Genomic DNA, 21,333 nt, shown 5'->3' with positions numbered 1-21,333 from the left:
GGAATTATATTGAGATATCGGAAAAGGAAAGTTGGAAGTTTTCCACATAAAGAAAATTATTGTTGTCGGTTTCAAATATTCAAAGTTGAATTTGAAATTTTGAATAGTATTATTGATTTTAATTTGTTCCAACTTATTAAGTTTGGGGTTAAGTTTTAAGCAAAATAATTTTAGAATGGGAAGAGCATTTGAATTTCGAAAAGGAAGAAAAATGAAGCGCTGGGCACACATGTCCAAAGTTTTTACGAGAATAGGGAAGGAGATTACCATGGCAGCCAAAGCGGGTGGTGCTGATCCTGCCGGGAATTCACGATTGAGAGCGATAATTCAGAATGCCAGGGCAGAGAATATGCCTAAAGAAAATGTGGAGCGGGCACTGAAAAAAGCTACTGATAAGGATTCCGGAGATTATAAGGAAGTATTATTTGAAGGATATGCACCACATGGAATAGCGGTGTTAGTAGAAACAGCTACCGATAACAACAACAGGACGGTGGCCAATGTCAGAAGCTATTTTACCAAATATGGAGGAAGTCTGGGGACGTCCGGTTCTGTAGAGTTCATGTTCGACCACAAATGTCATTTTAAGATAGCACAAGGAGAACTGGATATGGAAGAGCTAGAGCTTGAACTGATCGACTTTGGAGCGGAAGAGTTGTTTGTGGAAGATGAGAATATTATTATTTACGGAGAATTTGCAAGTTACGGGACGATTCAGAAAGCACTTGAAGAAATGAATCTGGAAATCATAAGTTCTGAATTTGAGCGTATTCCAACCATGACCAAAGAACTGAATCCAGAGCAGGTAGAGGAAGTAGAAAAGTTATTGGAAAAGCTGGAAGAAGACGAGGATGTACAGCAGGTTTACCATACAATGGCATAATCGAACGCTGCATTTTTAACTTTCACCTTTTCTTTTCCTTTGAAATACCAAATCACTTTTGATTATCATCAAAACTATGGTACTTTTAGTTTATGGTAAATGGGCTGATATCTGGCCCGATTCAGGAGATTAAATGGAAAGAAGAAAATTTATAAAGGTCACAGCAGTAGCATCAGTAGTATCAGGGTTGTCTTTGACAACTGTAAAAGCAAATAAGACTGAGGGTTCACCAGCTCTTATCAAACCAAAAAAGCTTAGTAAAGGAGATACTGTAGGACTTATTACGCCTGCAAGTGCTGTAACTCGTGAAGCCTTTGAAAAGTCTGTTGAAAATCTGGAAAACTTTGGTTTCAGGGTAAAATACTCCGAAAACATGCGTGTGAAAAAAGGGTTTCTTGCCGGAACAGATAAGCAACGATTGGCAGACCTGCACACTATGTTTGAAACCCCTGAAGTAGCAGGAGTTGTTTGTGCCAGAGGAGGGTACGGATCGGGCAGGCTTCTTCCTCACATCAACTACGACCTGATCCGATCCAACCCCAAAGTACTGGTAGGTTATAGTGATATTACTGCTTTACTCTTTGCCATACATGCCAAAACAGGATTGGTGTGTTTTCATGGACCGGTTGGCGCATCAGAATACTCGGATTTTACTACTGACCAGTTTGAGCGAAATTTAATCAAAGGAAAAAACAAATCTGTCATTGAACGACCCGGACAGTGGGACGAGATAGAGGATCCGGTCTTTAATTTAATTAAAATAAATACAGGTACGGCAACAGGCAGATTAGCAGGAGGGAATCTTTCGTTGATAGTATCTGTTATGGGTACACCCTATGACCTGGATTTTGATGATAAAATTGTGTTTATAGAGGACGTAGGTGAGTCGCCATATAGAATTGACAGGATGTTGACTCATCTGTTGAATTCAGGAAAACTTCACAAGGCAAAAGGATTGGCGTTGGGTGTATTTGCAGGATGCGAAACCAAACCGGATGATCCGGATTTCAGCCAGTCACTTTCACTTAGGGAAGTGCTTGAAGACCGACTGGCTAATCTAAATATTCCAGTGCTGTATGGCTTGCCAATAGGGCATATTGATGACAATTCCACCCTGCCATTTGGCATTGAAGCGGAGCTGGATGTGGACAAGGCTAAATTGACTATTCTTGAGAGTGGGGTTGAATGAGAATGCGTATTTATCAACACGAAACGAATGACTGACGGGAATTCTTAAATATTTTCTGTCTTTAAGAGAAATGACAGCCGGATTGCATCTGGCACTATTATGCAACTACAATTACATCACTATGAAATGGACTTATTTTATTGCTGGAAAAATTAAGGTGGCCATAGCCTTGGGTGTCGTTTTGTTGTTGGTGCTTGCTACCAATATGATGGATAAGAGCCATTTTTTGGAATTGCAGGATTCATTCGCATCGGTATATAAAGACCGGTTGGTAGTAGAAAGTTATATCTACAAATTAGCGAGCCAGGTACACAAGAAGAAGTTGTTGTTTGATTATTACGAACAGGTTGATGTTTCTGAGTTCATTGAAAAAAATCAAATGCTTAATGACTCTATTGCCGATTTGATTTACAGCTATGAGAAGACAAAACTAACAACTGCCGAATCGCATCTTTTCTCGGATCTGAAAAAACAGGTAACTGAATTGGAGCAGGAGGAAATTAAATTTATTAATTCCAATTCTGCTGATGATCCCGAAATGCTAAAAAAATCAATTGCTATGTATCACAAGAAAATAGCTATTGATTTGGATCAGCTTTCTGATGTCCAGCTTTCTGAAGCCCGCAATATCATTGACAATTCCAAACGACTCATCGCCAGTAGCAATGTTGCTTCGCAGTTAGAAATATGTGTACTGATATTGATCGGATTTATTATTCAGGGATTGATTTTTGCTTCAAAATCAATCACCAGTAAGATACCTCAAAACAAATCTTTGAATTGAAGAATTTATCTTGTTCTGTATTTAGAGTTGTTTGCATCAACTCATTTTCAATGAAAAAAAACACCTTCCTCTTTTTATCATTTTTTGCCATTACAATATGCAATGCTCAGATTCTGAAAAAGCAAATTCCTGACAGTTTGGTCATTCTTACTTTTGATGATGCTCCTGCAAGCCAGTATTCTGTGGTAGCTCCATTATTAAAGCAGTATGGTTTTAGTGCCACATTTTTTGTCTGTGAGTTTCCACCAAACTACAAGGATAGCTTATTGTACATGAATTGGAGGCAAATGCAGGAACTGGATCGAATGGGGTTTGAAGTAGCCAATCATACCGCAACCCATGCAGGTGTTAGTAAACTTTCCAAAGATCAGTTGATAGTCCAGCTCAGTTATATTGAAGACAAATGCGATTCTCTTGGTATAGAAAAACCATCCGATTTCGCTTATCCCGGTTATGACCTGAACCGGGCAGCAATAGATGTATTGGAAGAACAAGGGTATAAATTTGCCAGAGCTGGAGGAAGCAGGGCTTATGATCCGTTGAGCGATCATCCATTGTTAGTGCCCAGTTGGGCAATGGTGGCAGATAACAAAAGTGAGATAATGGAAGCTCTGAAAGAAGCGAAAGATGGAAAGATTGTTGTCCTGACCATCCATGGCGTTCCAGACCTTGAACACCCCTGGGTAAATACGCCACCGGAGTTGTTTGAAGAATACCTGCAATACTTATCAAAACACAATTATAAAGTGGTAACGCTGAAAGATTTGAATGACTATATAGATGTAAAACAAGCGATGAAAATAATTATTCCGGATTTAACAAAGAGGCTCAAAAATTAAAATTTACCATGAAGAATAAAATTGCATTAGTTTCTTTTGTTTTTATAGTTTTTATTTCAAAGGCTCAGGAAGTGTTACCACTTTATACAGGAGTTGTTCCAAATAGTAAGCCTTATCAGATGAAAGAAATAGAGCTGAAAAAAGATGGTAATTTTTTTGGTTACAAAAGCATTTCTCAACCTACACTTGAGGTCTATTTTCCGGATAAAAAAATAGCGACAGGTACCACTGTAATCATTTGTCCCGGAGGTGGATATGGAATGGAAAGTTATCTCCTTGAAGGCATAAAGATTGCTAAAGAGTTTACATCCAATGGTGTGACAGTTTTCATTCTGAAATACCGTTTGCCAAGTGATTCGATCATGCTGGACAAATCGATAGGACCTCTGCAAGATGCCCAACAAGCGATCAAAATGGTTCGAAAAAATGCTAATACCTGGAATGTTGATGCGGATAAAATAGGCATAATGGGATTCTCCGCAGGTGGTCATTTGGCTTCAACAGCCGGAACGCATTTCGATAAATCCTATATCGAAAATAAAGAAAATGTAAACTTAAGGACTGATTTTATGATTTTGGTTTATCCTGTGGTTAGCATGACAGATGACCTGACACATGAAGGATCAAGAACAAACTTGCTTGGAAAGAATCCTGATACTGATCAGATTTTACTTTTTTCCAATGAATTGCAAGTCACTGCCAATACTCCGCCAACCTGGATCACCCATACCGGAGATGACACTGTCGTACCTGTCGATAACAGTATTCGTTTTTATCAGGCTTTGATCCGGAATAAAGTTTCTGCTGAGATGCACCTCTACCCAAAAGGAAATCATGGCTTTGTTTTGAGCCTCCCAATCAACGAATGGATGTTGCCTTTACTGGAGTGGATGCAGAAAAGTGGTTTTATGTAGTAATGTAACCCGCAAAGCAATCGTTCTGAAATCATTCCTTTTATTTTGAGTTTCGAATCAATTTGTCAATAATTGTAGATTGACTGGTGATGACTTAATAATATGGACGCAGATATTGCTTTATTTGAAAAGGTCAAGAAGGGGAATATAGCTTCTTTTGAAAAAATTTTCGAGAAGTATTACCTTCAACTTTGTGGGTATTGCAATAAATTCGTCAGGGATCATGAGACAGCTCAGGAAATCGTATCTGATGTATTTGCTTACATTTGGTCAAAAAGAAGAGAAATAAACCTGAAATCAAATTTACGATCTTATCTATTCAGATCAGTCAAGAACCTCTCTCTTACCAAACTAAGGAGTTCTAAAATTCCTTCGGAAGAATTGAACGAAAGTATTTTAAATTCACTTAGAGAAACTGAAGGGGCTGATCACAACATTCTCTATACCGAATTTTCTGCACGGCTGGAAGAAATAATTAAGCAAATGCCAAAGCAAAGACAATTGGTATTTAGAATGAGCAGGCTGGAGGGGCTTAGCTATAATGAAATAGCAATAGCCATGTCGATTTCACCCAGAACAGTTCAGAACCACATGGTTGAGGCTGTCAAATATATGTCTTCATATCGTCAGGATTTAATGAATTTGATAACGACTGTTGCACTTCTATGTATAAGTTTGGTGATAGCATACTATTAATTTCTCTATACTATTTGTAGAGATTTTTCCTCAATAAAATATTTTTTCTCCTCACTAGTAGGTTGGTTGTTCTATTGTCGTCTATATGGTCGTAAGGAAAAATTATGAAAAATAAAAAATTCCATCTACTGACCTCAAAGTTCTTTTCAGGAGAAATACAAGAGCATGAACAAACGGAGTTAGACCAAATGCTTTTGAATGACAGCTATAAAAAACAGTTTAATGAATTACAACATGTTTGGGAAACTGCTTTAAATGAAAAAGATTCTTTCAACATAGCATCAGGAAAGCAGATGACTGCTCAGAAAATAGCAAAAGAAGACAGTTCTTTTGCTTTTGAGAAAGGTCGAATTTACCTCAGGGAAAGTTACATAGGGCGTGTATTTATGAAAGTTGCTGCGTCGATTACTCTTATTCTTTCATTGGGTTACTTGTATGTTAGTCTGAATTCTCAACAAAACAATCAAAACAATGTAGTTTCTAAATCTTCATGGAAAGTGACAGAGACAGCTTCCGGACAGCTTTCAACGATTACATTTTCAGATGGGTCTAAGGCGGTTTTGAATGGTGAAAGTAAACTGTCAAGACCTTCAATATTTAACGATTCTTTGCGGGTGGTAGAGTTGGAGGGAGAAGCTTACTTCGAAATTGCCAAAGACAAAACAAGGCCATTTATTGTCAGAACCAGGGACGTTAGTACTAAGGTTCTGGGCACTAAGTTTAATGTACATGCATTTCCAGATGAGTCTAATGTAAATGTTTCGTTGTTGGAAGGTAGTGTAGAAGTTTTCAGCAATCTTCATGAAAATAAAAAAAATGAACACTTTCTGCTTAGGCCAAATGAGCAGGTTGTTATCAATACCAGTACCAGATTAGGTCAGATCAGCAGTGTGGACTTGGGAAGTATTGTAGGATGGAAGGATAATATTTTTGCTTTCGACAATGTGAAATTGGAAGAAGTATTAAAGGCTATAAAAAGAAGGTATGGTGTAGAGTTTATAGTGAAAAACAAAAAAATAAACAATTGTCTTATTAAGACGAATTTTAAAAATGCATCATTGGAAGCCATGTTAGAGGCCATCACTTTTGCCACAAGCTCCAGGTATGAAATAAAGAATGAACAAATAATAATAACCGGAAAGGGTTGTCAGAACTAAACTATTCGATAGAAAAAAACAGATATGCCTATGCTATAGAAAAATAAAAAAAAGAAGAGCTTGACTTCTGGCGGTCGTCTGGGCTCTTCTTAGATTCTTTTAACAAAACTTATGTTTCATTAAAAACATTGTAAAATTATGAAAAAATCCTACTTAAACACAATTATTAAGGTGAGCAAGTACACATTTTTAATATTGTTTTTGAATTGCCTGGGTGCTTCTATGCTCCTGGCAACTGATTTGGCTAAAGGCCAAAGCCTGAAAGACATCAATACGTCTCTTGAGGCCAACAATATTACTTTAAAGGAAGTATTTCAGCTTTTGGAAAATGGGACTTCCTTTGAATTTTCTTACGCTACCAATAACATTCCCTTAAAGAAAAAAATATCAATCGATAGGGACAATGAAAATCTTTATGACATTTTAAAGGACATTTCTAAAAAAGCTGATGTTGATTTCAAAAGGGTAAACAATCAAATTATTGTAAACAGAAAAGGGGTGCAAAAAAGTTTTTCTGTTCTGGATATGGTGGAAAATGTTTCTGTATCTGGTAAAGTAACAGACACAGAAGGCAATGGCTTACCCGGGGTTAATATTATAGTCAAAGGAACCACTACCGGACTTGTTACAGATATTGATGGTAATTATAAAATTGAAGTACCGGAAGGTTCTATAGTAGTATTTTCTTTTATAGGATATGCTTCTCAAGAAGTTGATGTTTCCGGAAGGTCTATTGTTGATATTGTTTTAGAATCGGACTTAACGGAGCTTGAAGAAGTAGTAGTAACTGCGATGGGAGTAATGAGGGATAGAAAGTCGCTTGGTTATGCTGTAAGTAAAGTAGAAGGTAAGGATCTGGTTAAAGCTGGCAACCCCGTTAATCCATTCAGCATACTTCAGGGAAGAGCCGCTGGTGTTAATGTGAGGCAGTCCGTGTCCGGTCCAACAGGTGGTGTGGAAATCAATATACGAGGCACAAATGCACTTGAATTTGATGCCAAAACAAGGCCTCTGTTTGTGATAGACGGGGTGCCTATGTACGATACTGAGAGTGAGATTTATGACGGTGGTGGAAATGCCGAAAGAAAGGGGGATTACGGTAGTGGAATCAATGACCTGAATGCATTGGACATAGAGTCTATGGAAATCCTTAAAGGTGCCAAGGCTGCAGTTTTGTATGGAAGTGCAGGGGGAAATGGAGTAGTAATGATTACTACCAAAAAAGGTAAAAGCTCCAAAGGTTTTGGAGTGGATGTGAACTACCAGTATTCAGTTGAGCGACCAAAAAACTACATCGATTTTCAGAATGAATTTGGATCTGGAGAGAATGAATATGCATTCAGGGATTTTGGCACAGGCTCAGACAACTGGATAGATGTCAATGGAGTAAACACACTTACACAGCATGCTACACACTTAAACTTCGGGCCTGCTTTTGCCGGCAATGAAGATGTCAATTTGTTGTATTGGGATGGTGTGACCCGGCCGTATCGGGCATATCCTAACAATTATATGTTTTTTTATGAAAATGGCCACACACAAAGCACAAACTTTGCTGTAACCAATGGGGGGGATTATGGCAATATGCGGTTTTCATATACCAATTATGATTATCAGGGGATTGTGCCTGATTTCTTTCAAAAGAAAAATACATTCTCTTTTGCAGGAAAGTTAAATGTTTCCAAGAAAGTTACACTGGACTTTTCTTCCAACTATTACAATGTAAAAACTCAGAACAGGATAAGCGAATGGGCTGTTGGAATGGTGAACGGTATAAACAGGGATGCCCCATATGAAGAATTGATTGCCAATGGCAAGTATATGGTTACTGACCCTGACAGCCCTAATTATGGGTATTTATATACAGATGACTACCGTGATAATTTTGATCCGGACTATGTGCCGGGCATTTTGGAGAATTGGTATCCTGAATTGCCTATGGCACGCCAGTATTATGGCAGACAGGCAGATAGGTACGTTGATGAAAAATCCCATTTGATTTCTTCCATTCGTCCTACAGTTTATTTCACAGACTGGTTGTATTTTGTAGGTCAGGCCAGTATGGATCTTACTAATACTGATATTGAAAATAAAGAGAAGCCCACTGCTGTTAGCCCTGATATTTTGGGTGGTGAGTACAGGGTGCAAAAGGAAAAAGCAATTAATCAGGAATACAGGGCATTTTTGAATTTTGACAAACTGGTTCTTAATGATCGTTTGAAAATATTTGCCATGGGTGGTACTACGTATAGCCGATTGTATAATGATAAATTGTATGCAGGTGTCTATACCAATTCTGAAGGCGGTTTTATTTATGCTGATTGGTTTAATTTAGGGAATCAATTGGTTGCTCAGGATGTCAATTATTGGCCACAAAACTCTGACCAGATAGGTAATGTAAGAGGATATACGACCGATGAAAGGAAATTGTATAGTGTATTGGGATTGGCTACTTTTACCTGGGATAATACTTATACTCTGGAATTAAATGCGAGAAGGGATTGGACTTCTACTTTGGATCCGGATAACAATACGTATTTTTATCCGGGAGTAGCTTTTACCTGGAACTTCACAGAAAAAGCCAGAAACTTAGTTCCTTTCTTACAATTCGGTAAGTTGAGAACCTCATTTGCAGATATTGGCCGGGATGCTCCAAGTACTTACTTTGCTTCAAATTTTTCTTTTCAGGCAGGCAATTTGTTAAATGATACAGATGCCCTACGTGTACAGGCACCAGCAACTCTTTTTGGAGGAGCTATCAAACCAGAGAGAAAAAGAGAATTTGAGATAGGGACTGAGTTGAACTTTTTCAAAAACAACAGGTTGAGTTTAGATTTCTCTTATTATACAAATAATGTGTATGATCAGATCATGTCTGTAAGCTTGCATCCTGTTACAGGAGCTAATGCCATTAAAGTAAATGCCGGAAATGTAAGGAACTGGGGCTATGAACTTATGTTGAAGGGTACACCCCTGCAAACGAATGACCTGCGTTTAGATATGACCTGGACTATGGCAAGTCAGCACAACCAAATACAAGAGTTGTTTCCGGGATTACCACAAAAAGTGATTACTGATGTAGGGCATGGTGTTCAGGTGATAGCAAGGGAAGGTGAGCAGTCAGGAAATATTTATGCAAAGGGGCCCAGGATAGTACAAGAAGGGGAATTTGCCGGAAGACAAATTGTTGCTTCTAATGGGGTTGGTTATGATATAGATTCACAAGAAGACATATTGATGGGAAATATATATCCAAGTTTACTTGGTGGGTTTTCTACCAACCTGAGCTACAAAGGATTTAATCTTGGGTTCTTCTTAGATTATTCTTACGGGGCAACAGTGTATAATTTTGCAGACTATGTTTTGAAAGGTACTGGAACCACAGTACAATCTCTGCCTGGGAGAAATGAAAAATATGGTGGTTTAGCATACTATATTGATGAAGATACCAGCGAGAAAGTACCATGGCAGCATGATCAGACAGCTCCGGCAAATGCAATGGATGGGTTATTGTACCACGATGGTATGATTGTCAATGGTGTGCAAGAAGATGCTTCAGACCCTGAGAATCCGGTATATACGGAGAATGATGTTATTGTAAGTGCCAGTGAGTATTATGGTAGTGACAACAAATTCATATTTACCACAGGTGGACAGGTATTAGATGGTGTTAATACCAGATATAACAATGATTATATCAAGATACGGGAAATTACTTTGTCGTATGCTTTTCCACGCACATTTGTTCAGAAAATTAGTTTACAAAACCTTTCTGTGAGCTTGTTTGCCAGAAATCTTGGGTACTTGTACAAAACCATGCCAAATTTTGATGCAGAAGCATCTACCGGCACCAAGACTTTCAAAGGCGAAGATGTGTTGCCATCTACTCAGAGTTTTGGTTTTCAGCTTTCTTTTGGAATTTAAAAATACAGTATCATGAAAAAATATTTATTAATACTATTGACGCTGTTGTTACTAAGTTCAACAGCCTGCCAGGATAATTTGCAAGAACTTTTTGACAATCCGAATACGTATTTTGACGATCAGGATATTGTGCCCAGGATGTGGACTCAGATGATGGGTGATATGGCTGACTTTAAGAATCAGGGATTCAGTTGGTATCAGAATTCTGTTAATGGGCACGGAATCCCCAATCGAATACATCTGAATTCTACTATCCGGACCAGTAGTACTCTATATGGAAATTATGATGATCCTACAGCTAGTTGGCCAACGACCGGGTTTCAACGCTTGTACGACTACAATTATCAATATTTTCAGGAATTACCACTAATGGAAGGTTTGATAGCCGATATGGATGAAGAAGAGAAAAAAGATTATTTGGTTTATTCTCATATGGCCAGGATATTCAGATTGTACAGTGCCATGAAGAGTGTGGATTTTTATAATTCAATTCCTTATTTCGATGGCCTAAAGGGTTCTGAGGGAGTTTATTTTCCTCAGTATGATGATCCGTGGGAAGTTTATCAGGATATAATGGCCAAATTTAAAGAGCATGCTGATGGGATAAAATCTGCGGATGCTGGTTTATCGACCAAAGGCAGGGCTTTGTTTGAGCAGTATGATGTCTTTTTCAAAGGAGATGTTACCAAATGGGTACAGTTTGCTACTGCTGTACGCTTGAGGGCAGCCGTACGTGTAAGTGATGTGCACCCAACAGAAGCAGGTGCGGTTATAGCCGATATCTTAAGTGGGGGCAATCTTCCTGCAGGAGATATTGAAGGCCCACGGGATGAAAGCTGGATCAATCAGGCCAGTGCCGGTACCTACAAAGCCAATATGGCAAATAATAGCCGTAATGCACTGTGGTTTCCTCCTGAGTTGATGTATTGGTTGGATGAAGATAGAGATCATGTATATACAGAGGGATTGGACGATCCCAGACTACCGGTTCTTGCTATTCCTAACAGAGAGGGCTTATATATGCCGGTATCGTATAGTTATGAGGTTTCTACAGCAATCGACCTGAAGGTTAGTGAATGGAATATTGCAGATCATGGAACGGACGCTTCTATTCATGTAGGAGCAAATAATGAGCGTCATAATCAGGCCGATAAACATTTTGATTTGGATGGATGGTCGCATTGGAATCCATTTTCTACTACCAACCTTATTGAACCTGTAAGAGTGTTTACCAGAGCAGAAATCGAATTGTTATTGGCAGAAGCTGCATTGAAAGGTTTGGCCAATACAGGCTCAACTGCAAGGCAGCATATTGAAAATGCAGTAGTGAGTTCTATCAATTATTGGTACTCTATGAACAATTGGGGGAAAACAACCAATACATCAAATATTGCCACATTGGATGTTGACAACTATAATGGAAAAGGAGTTAACTTTTACAATATGTGTTTTCCTGGTAAGCCGTCTGATGCTGTGATCCAGACATGGGCAACCAAAATCGGGCAAGACTTTGAAAATGCCGTTGATACAGAAGCTAAAATGGAAATTCTGATGCGCCAAAAATACATAGATATCAATGTCATAGAAGCACTTGAATTATCCGCAGAAATCAGGAGGACAAGACATCCTATTTTAGGTAAATTTAGAGATGTAGGTAATGTGTTGAGGGAAGACAATGGAATTGTAGAACGCATCCCTTATGATGCAGATGATGGTATTTTTAACACCGAGCAATTCAAGGCAGTTGCAGATGAAAGTAACTTCACTTCACCTATATTCTGGGTTCCGGAAAGTAAGCGTGGCACAAATCCATATGTAGAAAATGATATTTATTATTTTGTTGAATATCCGGGTATTCCGGAGACTTTTAAAGATTAACAAGAACTAAACTGAAAAGGGGCTGTCTCAAAAGGTATAAATACAACTGCCTAATTCTTTTGAGACAGTCTCTTTTTTAGTTCATAGAAGCAGAGTATTAAAAAACTTTTGCAGGTTTAAATCAAAACTCCAAAATATGAAAAAGATAAAATCATTAACCTTATTACTCTTATTTACTGGCTTAATTTCTTTTTTGAATATTGTACTAGCCGATCCTGTTATCATTTCAGGCAGAGTGACAATATGGAATGATATTCCACTTGAAAAAATCACGATATACGCATCTAAAAGTAAAAAGGAAACAGTTAGTAATAGTAATGGAGAATTTTCTATCGAAGTAAGTAGCAAAGATAAACTTCGGTTTTCTGGAGATGGTTTTATAACACAAAAGGTCAGTATCAAAGGAGATAGTCAGGAAATAAATGTGGAAATGGAACTTTTGTCTGATGATTTCTCCGAAGATGGAAAGGAGCAGGTAAACGATGGTTTTCGCTACATACCACAGGCGCATAGGACTAATGCTATTGAACGTCTGAAAGAGAGAAGAGCACAGGAATTTGCTTCTTACAATTCAGTATGGGATATAATAAGAGGCAGAATTGCAGGCGTAGTAGTTCAAAACAATAATGCTTACTTCAGAGAAGGCTTGTCAGGAAGTGTCGGAACCCAAAGTACACCAGCTATCATAGTTTTGAATGGCTCAAAAATCACATCATCTACCGTCACAAACTTAGATACAAGAAATATTAAAGATGTATCCTTGCTTAAAGGTGGAGCAGCAGCGGTTTATGGAGGGAGTGGAGGTGCCGGAGTTATTGTGATCACAACCAAGTGATTTTTTGTATCTGTACTTAGACACGCATAGCTCAACAGGTTAATTACTGGTAATATTGATGCGGCGATTCATATCAAAGCCGGTGGGATGATAGTCTTTTGTAGGAGGTAGTTAATACCATACAACAGCTATTTCATAAAAAATTAAATTTTGAAATAATTGGTTATAAAGTGCTTCAAAATTGCAGGTGATACCCTTTGGTTTTCACCTGTTTATTTTTTGTTATCTATCCAACTGACGTATCGAAAAAATATAAATGACGAATTATTGAAGTGTTTCAGAGTGACTTATAATCTGGTCTTGGCATTGGCTTTGCATTTTTTACAATTAGTCTAATGGAGGTAAAACCCGAAAACTCTGATCTCAAAATAAAATGTAAAATAATTGTATTTACATGGTAGGTGAGAAGGTGATTTATCGTCCTGTTAGTAAAGGTAGCTATGAAAACGACTTTGCGTATTTCTTGAAAATGGATAAGTATATAAATGGTTGATCTGTTGAGGGATTTGTATCAACTGAGCGACTCTATCTATGAGTGTCTATTGTATTGGTCTATTGATAAAAATGACATTTATACAATAAATGATATTAATTAATTCGAATACTTCAGGTCTAACAAATAACGAAAACCTGAACAATTAAACGTTAAACAAACAATGAATAAAACAATGCGATTTGTGGCATTAGCCATAGTATTTGCCTTATTTTCATTTCAGAAAAAAGGATCAGATGCATTTATTACTGACAGTTTTAAAATTGAAATAGATCAAAGTGGTTTTGTTACTTCTTTGATAGATATAAAAACTAATAAAAACTATGTTCCTTCTGCAAACAAAGGTGCTTTACTTGCCATAGTTTCAGATGGAAAACTGAGTATGCCTGCTTCTTTCAAGAAACTAGATGGCACGAAATATAGACTGGGATTTGAACAGACAAAGGTTCAGGTAGTTTTAAATATAGAAAAAAAGAAAACCCATGTGTCATTTACAGTAGCCAGTACTGCAAATGATGAGGGGCTTGAAGCCATTATTTGGGGCCCTTATCCTACAGAAATAACGGAAACTATAGGAGAAAATGTAGGAGTGGTCAGAAACAAGGAATTTGCGATCGGTATTCAATCTTTGAATCCCAAAACTTCTGCCGGAAAATTGGATAACATCAGGGGAGTAACCAGCTATCATGGTACTGTAGCCGAAGCAACTGAGTTTGGTTCGGTTTTGCAGGCCTTTGCAATTGACAGGACAAAAGACAGGTCTTCATCTACCTGGGAAGGATGGGAGAATAAATTTCCTGACAGGCCTATAGATATTTTGAATGACCAGGAAGGAAAGATCACTGGTTCTGCCATAGCACTTTTTGGTTGTAAGCCGGAAATGGCTTTGAAAACTATTGGAGCTATTGAAGTGGCCGAAGGTTTGCCTCATCCGGAAATAAATGGTGTCTGGGTAAAGGAATCCAGGGAGACAAACAGAGCTTATGCCATTTCACCTTTTACAGAAGAAGATGTGGATGTAATGATCGAATATACCAATAAGGCAGGGTTAAGATCACTGTATCATGAAGGGCCTTTCAAAACCTGGGGTAATTTTGAGTTAGATGAAAAGTTTTTTCCCAGTGGTATAGACGGTTTGAAAGCTTGCGCAGACAAAGCCAAAAAAAGTGGGCTGAATGTAGGTGTGCATACACTTAGTAATTTCATTACACCAAACGATAAATTCATTACCCCTGTTCCTGACAGGAGACTGGCAATATCAGGTTCAGCAGAGTTGGTGGAAGATATCAGCGATTCAGATTATGATATTGAGATTTCTGACAATGCAATGATCTTGAGCCAAAAAAACAGTAAGATGAATACTGTTCGTATTGGTGACGAACTAATTCGGTACGGAACAGTCAGCACAGAAAAACCTTTCATATTGTATGATTGCCAGAGAGGAGCGTTTGGAACTAAAGCGACAGCTCATTCAAAAGGAGAAACAACGGTAAGATTATTGGATTTTGCCTATAAAACCTTCTATCCTAACTGGGACATGCAGAAAGATATGGTTAAGAATATTACTAATGTTTTAAATGAAACCGGAGTGAATCAAATGGGATTCGATGGTCATGAAGGGTGTTTTGCTACAGGAAATGGAGATTACGCCATGGATAAATTTGCATTGGACTGGTACAATCAGTTGGATCATGTTACGGTAAATAGTTCCAGTCGATTAAAGCATTTTTACTGGCATATTAATCATTTTATCAACTGGGGTGAACCCTGGTATGGAGGTTTTAGAGAAAGTCAGGCCGATCGTAGGTTCAAGGTTCAGCCTTTTTTAGAAAGAAATTATCTGAAGAATATGTTGGGTTGGTTTATGATCACTCCAACCACTATTCCTACAGATATTGAGTGGATGATGGCAAGAGCCGCTGGCTACAATGCAGGCTTTGCAATGGTACTCAGGAGGCCATCTTTAGAAGCAAATCCATATACCGATGAGTTGCTGGCTTTGATCAAATTATGGGAAGAAGCCAGATTATCAGGTGCATTTTCTGATGAACAACGGGAAAGACTTAAAGACGGAAACAACGAATTTCATCTGGAAAGAGTGGATGCTAAAACACTGCTGTTACATCCGTTTTCCACTAATAGTTTCGAACATGTGAAGAAAGTACTTCAGCCGGGCGAGCCTACTGATTCGGAATGGTTTTTTTCAAACAGAAGTGAAGAACAACCCCTTCAATTTAGATTGACATTGAAAAGCGATCAGGAAAAAAGTAGCGGTACTATTTCTGACTTGTCACTAGAGTTTGACAATTCTTTCAAATTCAACCTGCCGGATAAAATGGAAGTTGGAGCTTCCGTTGTGTGCAATGGGTCTCAGGAATTGAGAATTTATGACTCAAAAGGCAGATTTATTGAAACTTATGATATGGGAAGAAAACCACCCGTACTGAGGAAAGGATCTCATAGCTTCCGTTTTGATTGCTCTTTTGCTGGGGATGATGATATGACTGTAAACCTGATAGTGAAGCAGGAAGGAAATGAAGAAAAAATAAATTTATAGTCAGTGATGATTGCACCAAGGAAAATCATAATATCCTTTCTTTTCTTAGTATTTATCTTTTGCCAGGTCAGAGCAGACAAACCAAACGTCATTTTTATTTTGGCTGATGACTTGGGATGGATGGATTTGGGATGCTATGGCAGCAAATACTATGAAACTCCTGCTCTTGATCAACTGGCTAAGGAAGGGATTTTGTTTACGGCAGCTTATGCACCTCATCCTGTATGTGGGCCAAGTAGGGCGGGAATCATGGCAGGTAAGATGCCTGTTAAAACCGGAAATGTTGGTGTGACCGGAAGTTTGTCAACTCATGAAAAAACCATGGCAGAAGCATTTAAAGAAAATGGTTATACCACCTACTTTACAGGTAAGTGGCATTTGGGTATGACTGAGGGGCGGCATCCTGCCAATCAGGGATTTGATGAGATTGTTGGGGTGAATTATGCCGGACAGCCGGGATCTTATTTTTATCCTTACGAAGATATTGGACAAGATTGGATTGGTGGTAAACGAAGGGTAATTATAGAAAGAGATGTCCTTGGGCTGTCCGGAGGAAAAGAAGGGGAATTCCTTACAGACAGACTTACCGATGAAGCGATTGATTTCATTCAGAACAATAGAGAAAAACCATTTTTCATGTACTTTTCTCATTATGCTGTACATACTCCTTTGCAAGGAAAAGAAGAGTATATCAAACATTACGAACCAAAAGGCAATGAACTGGATACCAGAGATGTGTTGGAAAAAATAGATGACAGGGCGTATTCCAGAATCAGGCAATCAAATCCGGTGTATGCAGCCAATGTACAGAGCTTGGATGAAAGTGTTGGTAAGATCATGAATACGCTCAGACAATTAGGGCTGGAAGAGAATACTATTATTGTTTTTACTTCAGATAACGGTGGTTTTTCCACCACCAAGGGGGGCACACCGCAAATGCCAACTTCCAATCTCCCGTTACGGTTTGGCAAAGGATGGATGTACGAAGGAGGCATCAGAGTTCCGGCTATTGTCAAGTATCCAAAAAAGGTTGAATCAGGAACGAAATCTGATCAGGTGATTTGTGGTTACGATTTTTATCCAACATTATTATCACTTGCCGGACTTCCATTGTTACCTAATCAGCATGTCGATGGTGTAAATGTCTTTAATCCTAAAGAAAACAGTAAACTAAATAAAAGGGAGATGTATTGGTATTATCCTCTCAAACATGTTTCGGGACATACACCGTCTGCAGCAATGAGGCAAGGTGATTATAAGTTGATTCTGGATTTGGATACGGAAGAAGTGAAATTGTATAATGTCAAAAAAGATATTTCTGAGGACAAAGAACTATCAGTTGAAAATAAAGAATTGACCCTTTCTATGAAAAATCGGCTGGTATCATTTCTAAATAAAAACAAACCTGTTCAAAATTAAATTCAGCTACGATGCAAAGAAGAAATTTTATAAAGAAAACAATGATAGGTACTGGCATTGCGATTAGCCCCAATGTGCTACTGGCATATTCCAAAAATGCACTACCTAATGTGTTGCTCATTGGTGATTCGGTTTCTATTGGTTATACAAATTATGTAAAAGGCTTTATGGATGGCGTGGCTAATGTGCAACGTCCATTAAATTCTGGAGGAGGCTATTTGAATTGTGAAGGAACGACCAAAGGAGTTCAATATATAGACGAATGGCTTGGAGATACCAAATGGGATGTAATTCATTTTAATTTTGGGCTACATGATCTTAAGCATGTTGACCCTGTAACTGGAAAAAACAGCAACAAACAGGAAGATCCACAGCAAGCGGATCTGGAAACCTACGAAAAGAATTTAACCGGGATAGTAGCGAAATTAAAGGCTACAGGTGCTAAACTTATTTTTGCCACTACTACATCTTACCCTGATAAGCCGGGTGGTCCTCTCAGAAGGGCAGATCAACCTGAAAAATACAATAAAGTGGCTTTGAAAATTATGAAGAAAAATGACATTATGGTGAATGACTTGAATGCCCTGACCTTACCTGATTTGGAAAAATTACAGCCACCTAAAAATGTACATTTTACAGAAGCTGGAAGTGAGTTCTTAGCTAGAGAAGTGGTGAAAAAAATTAAATCTGTGATATGATAGATAATAAATTGATTGACTTGAGATCATTGGCCTATAAAAGCTTAACGATAATCATATTTTTAACAAGTGTTTTTTTATCTGGTTGCACATCGGAAAAACCAATTAAAAAGAAGCCCAATATTCTATTTATCATGCTCGATGATATAGGTAAGGAATGGATAAGCTCTTATGGTGCGCAAGACATAAGTACTCCCAATATTGATGAACTGGCCCGTACAGGAATGCGATTTGAAAATGCTTATTCTATGCCACAGTGTACCCCCTCCAGAGTTACACTTCTGACAGGTCAATATCCCTGGCGTCATGGCTGGGTGAATCATTATGATGTACCCAGACTTGGACATGGAGGCAGGTTCGATCCGATTATGAACCCATCATTTGGTCGAATGATCAGAGACGCAGGATATGCTACTTGTGCTGCTGGAAAATGGCAAATCAATGATTTCAGACTTGAGCCTGAAGCAATGGTTAAGGCTGGTTTTGATGAATATTGTATGTGGACAGGTGGAGAAAATGGAGGGCCGAGTACTGCTGCCAGTCAGTTGCGGTATTGGGATCCATATATCCACACAAAAGAAGGTAGTAAGACTTATAAAGGTCAGTTTGGGGAAGATATTTTTTCAGATTTCATCATTGATTTTATGAAAAAGAACAAAGAAAAACCGATGATGATTTATTATCCAATGTGTCTGCCTCATGGTCCACTTACTACTACTCCTGCAGAACCTGATGCCCCCAAGGAAGATCAGCATGAAGCCATGACCAGATATACTGATATCATTCTAAAGAAATTGACTGACGCATTGGAAGAGTTGAAAATCAGGGACAATACTATCATAGTCTGGACAACAGATAACGGAACGGGAACCGGACAGATTGGCCGAATGAATGACCGTTATGTGCGAGGGGGTAAAATGCACCTGACTGAGAATGGATTGAATGCACCTTTTATAGTTAACTGTCCGGGTATTGTGCCTGCAGGAGTAGTAACTGATGCCTTAGTGGATTTTACAGACTTGTTGCCAACTTTCTGTGATTTGGCGGGAGCGGAAATGGATAAGGAATTTACTTATGACGGACATTCATTTGCACCCCTTATTTTAGGAAAAAGCACCGATACAGAAAGACAATGGATTCAGGGGCTTGGTGGTCGATTTGCTATGTTAGTTAATGACAAAGTCACAAGCGTGCAGGAGTTTCGTGATAGAGTAATTCGTGATAAGGAATACAAAGTTTATGTGGATACCACAGGACATATTTATGAAATTATAGATTTTAAAAATGATCCGGATGAGCAAATCAATCTGATAGATTCCGATGATCCTAAAATATTGGCATCTATAGAGAAATTTCAAAAAGTTCTGGATGGTTTGCCAAAGAAAGATGCCAGTCCTGTTTATTATCAATGGGATACATCTTACTATGACCATCCTGCCGAACAATTGAACAAAGTTGCTTTGGGAGGGAAAAAAGGAGCAGCTAAGAGTTTGCCAGTAACCAGAGAAGAGTACCTGGAAAAAACGGGAAGAAAATGAGGTATCAATTCTCAATAGGTATTTCAATACTTCTGTTGGTGATTTCTTGTCAACAGAAAAAGGAACAACCAATAGAAGATAACCAGGTACCTTTTGAAGGTACAGTGGAATCATTAAGTAATTACAAATCCCCGGAGTGGTTCAATGATGCCAAATTTGGGATATATATTCACTGGGGTGTGTATTCAGTCGCAGAAATGAATGAATGGTATCCTCGCCGGATGTATCAGGAAGGGTCGGGTTCTTACAAACATCATGTAGAAACTTACGGACACCCTTCAAAATTCGGTTACAAAGACTTTATACCCATGTGGAAGGCTGAGAAATTTGATCCTGATGCCACACTGGCTATGTTTAAAAAGGCAGGAGCTAAATATTTTACCCCATGTGCTGTTCATCATGATAATTTTGACTTGTGGGATTCGAAATATCATAGGTGGAATGCCAAAGAAATGGGGCCGAAAAAGGATTTGATTGGAATGTGGAGAGAAGCAACATTGAAGCATGGGTTAAGATTTGGTGTAACCACTCATGTGGCTAGGGCATACAGTTGGATGAATGTGGCCAATCAATCGGATAAGAATGGGTCTTTGGCAGGAGTACCCTACGATGGAGATAACCCGGAGTACGATGACTTTTATTTCAAAAAACATGGTGATCTGTCTTCTGCTGGCCCGGAAAATCCACCACAAGAATGGAAGGACGAATGGGTGAAAAGAATGAAGGATCTGATTGATAATTACCATCCCGACCATTTTTATTTTGATGGAGCTATTCCATTCAGAGGAGATTATGGCAAGGCAGGAATGGAGGTAATAGCTCATTTGTATAACCACTCAATGGAAGTAAACGGAGGAAAGCAGGAAGCTGTGATGTGTACCAAGCCGAGACCGTTTACCGGCTACTATGTTCCTGATCTCACTACTTTGGACTATGAAAGAGGTAAGGCTCCTGAGATCAGGATTGATCCCTGGCAAACCGATGATACGATTGGTCCATGGGGTTATAAAAGTGGTGCGCAGTACAAGACCACTAATGCAGTCATTGACAAATTGATCGATATTGTGAGTAAAAATGGAAACCTGTTACTCAACATACCCATCAAAGCTGATGGCTCATTCGATCAGGAAAGCATCACATTACTGGAAGAAATGGGACAGTGGATGGATCTGAATGGTGAAGGAATTTATGGTACCCGGCCATGGATCGAGTTTGGCGAAGGTATTATCAATAACGTGGCAGAGATGGCTCGATTGTCTCAATATACTGCTCAAGATATCAGATATACTACCAAAGGGGATACGCTTTATGCTTTTGTGATGGACTGGCCTGGTGAAGGCAAAGAAGTAAGGTTCAAATTAATTACTCCTTACAATGCTGCGATCAATCCTATTGAGTCAGTTACCATGCTCGGAGTAGGAGATATTGAATGGAAGCAGGATGGGATGGGGTTGTATGTTACAATGCCAGACAAAAAACCTTATGATTTCGCTTATGGATTTAAAATTACACCAAGAAAATAGATGAAC

Annotated in this window: 15 protein-coding genes; all 15 read left to right on the top strand. The window is 38.6% G+C overall.

Features of this window, described 5'->3' with window-relative positions; translation table 11 throughout:
- Positions 1-175: 175 nt before the first annotated feature.
- Positions 176-883, top strand: coding sequence for a YebC/PmpR family DNA-binding transcriptional regulator (locus tag AAOP42_RS14400; RefSeq protein ID WP_349529236.1), 708 nt, complete (start codon positions 176-178; stop codon positions 881-883).
- A gap of 133 nt (positions 884-1,016) precedes the next feature.
- Positions 1,017-2,072: a S66 peptidase family protein gene (locus tag AAOP42_RS14395; RefSeq protein ID WP_349529235.1), complete on the top strand. Its 1,056-nt coding sequence runs from the start codon at positions 1,017-1,019 to the stop codon at positions 2,070-2,072.
- Positions 2,073-2,142: 70 nt separating this feature from the next.
- Positions 2,143-2,856, top strand: a complete 714-nt coding sequence (locus AAOP42_RS14390; protein WP_349529234.1) for an MCP four helix bundle domain-containing protein — start codon at positions 2,143-2,145, stop codon at positions 2,854-2,856.
- Positions 2,857-2,906: 50 nt separating this feature from the next.
- Positions 2,907-3,695, top strand: coding sequence for a polysaccharide deacetylase family protein (locus tag AAOP42_RS14385; RefSeq protein WP_349529233.1), 789 nt, complete (start codon positions 2,907-2,909; stop codon positions 3,693-3,695).
- Between the two features lie 8 nt (positions 3,696-3,703).
- Positions 3,704-4,609 carry an alpha/beta hydrolase gene (locus AAOP42_RS14380; RefSeq protein WP_349529232.1) on the top strand — a complete coding sequence of 302 codons (906 nt, stop codon included), beginning with the start codon at positions 3,704-3,706 and terminating at the stop codon, positions 4,607-4,609.
- A gap of 102 nt (positions 4,610-4,711) precedes the next feature.
- Positions 4,712-5,305: an RNA polymerase sigma-70 factor gene (locus AAOP42_RS14375; protein WP_349529231.1), complete on the top strand. Its 594-nt coding sequence runs from the start codon at positions 4,712-4,714 to the stop codon at positions 5,303-5,305.
- Positions 5,306-5,409: 104 nt separating this feature from the next.
- Entirely contained in the window at positions 5,410-6,462 is a 1,053-nt protein-coding gene (locus AAOP42_RS14370) for a FecR family protein (RefSeq protein WP_349529230.1), read from the top strand.
- 138 nt (positions 6,463-6,600) lie between these two features.
- The gene (locus AAOP42_RS14365; protein ID WP_349529229.1) at positions 6,601-10,386 is read left to right on the top strand and encodes a SusC/RagA family TonB-linked outer membrane protein; all 3,786 of its coding nucleotides are present in this window, start codon (positions 6,601-6,603) and stop codon (positions 10,384-10,386) included.
- 12 nt (positions 10,387-10,398) lie between these two features.
- Positions 10,399-12,264, top strand: a complete 1,866-nt coding sequence (locus tag AAOP42_RS14360; RefSeq protein ID WP_349529228.1) for a SusD/RagB family nutrient-binding outer membrane lipoprotein — start codon at positions 10,399-10,401, stop codon at positions 12,262-12,264.
- A 136-nt stretch (positions 12,265-12,400) separates the two neighbouring features.
- Positions 12,401-13,099 (top strand): carboxypeptidase-like regulatory domain-containing protein, encoded by a 699-nt coding sequence (locus AAOP42_RS14355; RefSeq protein ID WP_349529227.1) that lies wholly within the window; start codon positions 12,401-12,403, stop codon positions 13,097-13,099.
- A gap of 656 nt (positions 13,100-13,755) precedes the next feature.
- On the top strand, positions 13,756-16,149 hold the full coding sequence (locus AAOP42_RS14350) for a hypothetical protein (RefSeq protein ID WP_349529226.1): 2,394 nt from the start codon (positions 13,756-13,758) through the stop codon (positions 16,147-16,149).
- A 6-nt stretch (positions 16,150-16,155) separates the two neighbouring features.
- Positions 16,156-17,568, top strand: coding sequence for a sulfatase (locus AAOP42_RS14345; RefSeq protein ID WP_349529250.1), 1,413 nt, complete (start codon positions 16,156-16,158; stop codon positions 17,566-17,568).
- Between the two features lie 11 nt (positions 17,569-17,579).
- Entirely contained in the window at positions 17,580-18,266 is a 687-nt protein-coding gene (locus AAOP42_RS14340) for an SGNH/GDSL hydrolase family protein (RefSeq protein ID WP_349529225.1), read from the top strand.
- A complete protein-coding gene (locus tag AAOP42_RS14335; protein WP_349529224.1) occupies positions 18,263-19,804 on the top strand; it encodes a sulfatase family protein in 1,542 nt (513 codons plus the stop codon). The genes AAOP42_RS14340 and AAOP42_RS14335 overlap by 4 nt, the downstream gene beginning before the upstream one ends.
- Positions 19,801-21,327, top strand: coding sequence for an alpha-L-fucosidase (locus tag AAOP42_RS14330; RefSeq protein WP_349529223.1), 1,527 nt, complete (start codon positions 19,801-19,803; stop codon positions 21,325-21,327). The genes AAOP42_RS14335 and AAOP42_RS14330 overlap by 4 nt, the downstream gene beginning before the upstream one ends.
- Positions 21,328-21,333 lie beyond the last annotated feature (6 nt).

This window comes from Reichenbachiella sp. MALMAid0571 (genome assembly GCF_040151475.1).
Lineage (GTDB): Bacteria > Bacteroidota > Bacteroidia > Cytophagales > Cyclobacteriaceae > CAXBNB01.
Note: the sequence above shows the minus strand (reverse complement) of the source record. Positions and strands in the feature narration are given on the sequence as shown.

Bases quoted from the DNA above. Each gene is read 5' to 3' on its own strand.
- AAOP42_RS14355 (WP_349529227.1), top strand. From the start codon at position 12,401: ATGAAAAAGATAAAATCATTAACCTTATTACTCTTATTTACTGGCTTA.
- AAOP42_RS14365 (WP_349529229.1), top strand. From the start codon at position 6,601: ATGAAAAAATCCTACTTAAACACAATTATTAAGGTGAGCAAGTACACA.
- AAOP42_RS14330 (WP_349529223.1), top strand. From the start codon at position 19,801: ATGAGGTATCAATTCTCAATAGGTATTTCAATACTTCTGTTGGTGATT.
- AAOP42_RS14360 (WP_349529228.1), top strand. From the start codon at position 10,399: ATGAAAAAATATTTATTAATACTATTGACGCTGTTGTTACTAAGTTCA.
- AAOP42_RS14340 (WP_349529225.1), top strand. From the start codon at position 17,580: ATGCAAAGAAGAAATTTTATAAAGAAAACAATGATAGGTACTGGCATT.
- AAOP42_RS14370 (WP_349529230.1), top strand. From the start codon at position 5,410: ATGAAAAATAAAAAATTCCATCTACTGACCTCAAAGTTCTTTTCAGGA.
- AAOP42_RS14345 (WP_349529250.1), top strand. From the start codon at position 16,156: ATGATTGCACCAAGGAAAATCATAATATCCTTTCTTTTCTTAGTATTT.
- AAOP42_RS14390 (WP_349529234.1), top strand. From the start codon at position 2,143: ATGACAGCCGGATTGCATCTGGCACTATTATGCAACTACAATTACATC.
- AAOP42_RS14350 (WP_349529226.1), top strand. From the start codon at position 13,756: ATGAATAAAACAATGCGATTTGTGGCATTAGCCATAGTATTTGCCTTA.
- AAOP42_RS14380 (WP_349529232.1), top strand. From the start codon at position 3,704: ATGAAGAATAAAATTGCATTAGTTTCTTTTGTTTTTATAGTTTTTATT.
- AAOP42_RS14385 (WP_349529233.1), top strand. From the start codon at position 2,907: ATGAAAAAAAACACCTTCCTCTTTTTATCATTTTTTGCCATTACAATA.
- AAOP42_RS14395 (WP_349529235.1), top strand. From the start codon at position 1,017: ATGGAAAGAAGAAAATTTATAAAGGTCACAGCAGTAGCATCAGTAGTA.
- AAOP42_RS14335 (WP_349529224.1), top strand. From the start codon at position 18,263: ATGATAGATAATAAATTGATTGACTTGAGATCATTGGCCTATAAAAGC.
- AAOP42_RS14375 (WP_349529231.1), top strand. From the start codon at position 4,712: ATGGACGCAGATATTGCTTTATTTGAAAAGGTCAAGAAGGGGAATATA.
- AAOP42_RS14400 (WP_349529236.1), top strand. From the start codon at position 176: ATGGGAAGAGCATTTGAATTTCGAAAAGGAAGAAAAATGAAGCGCTGG.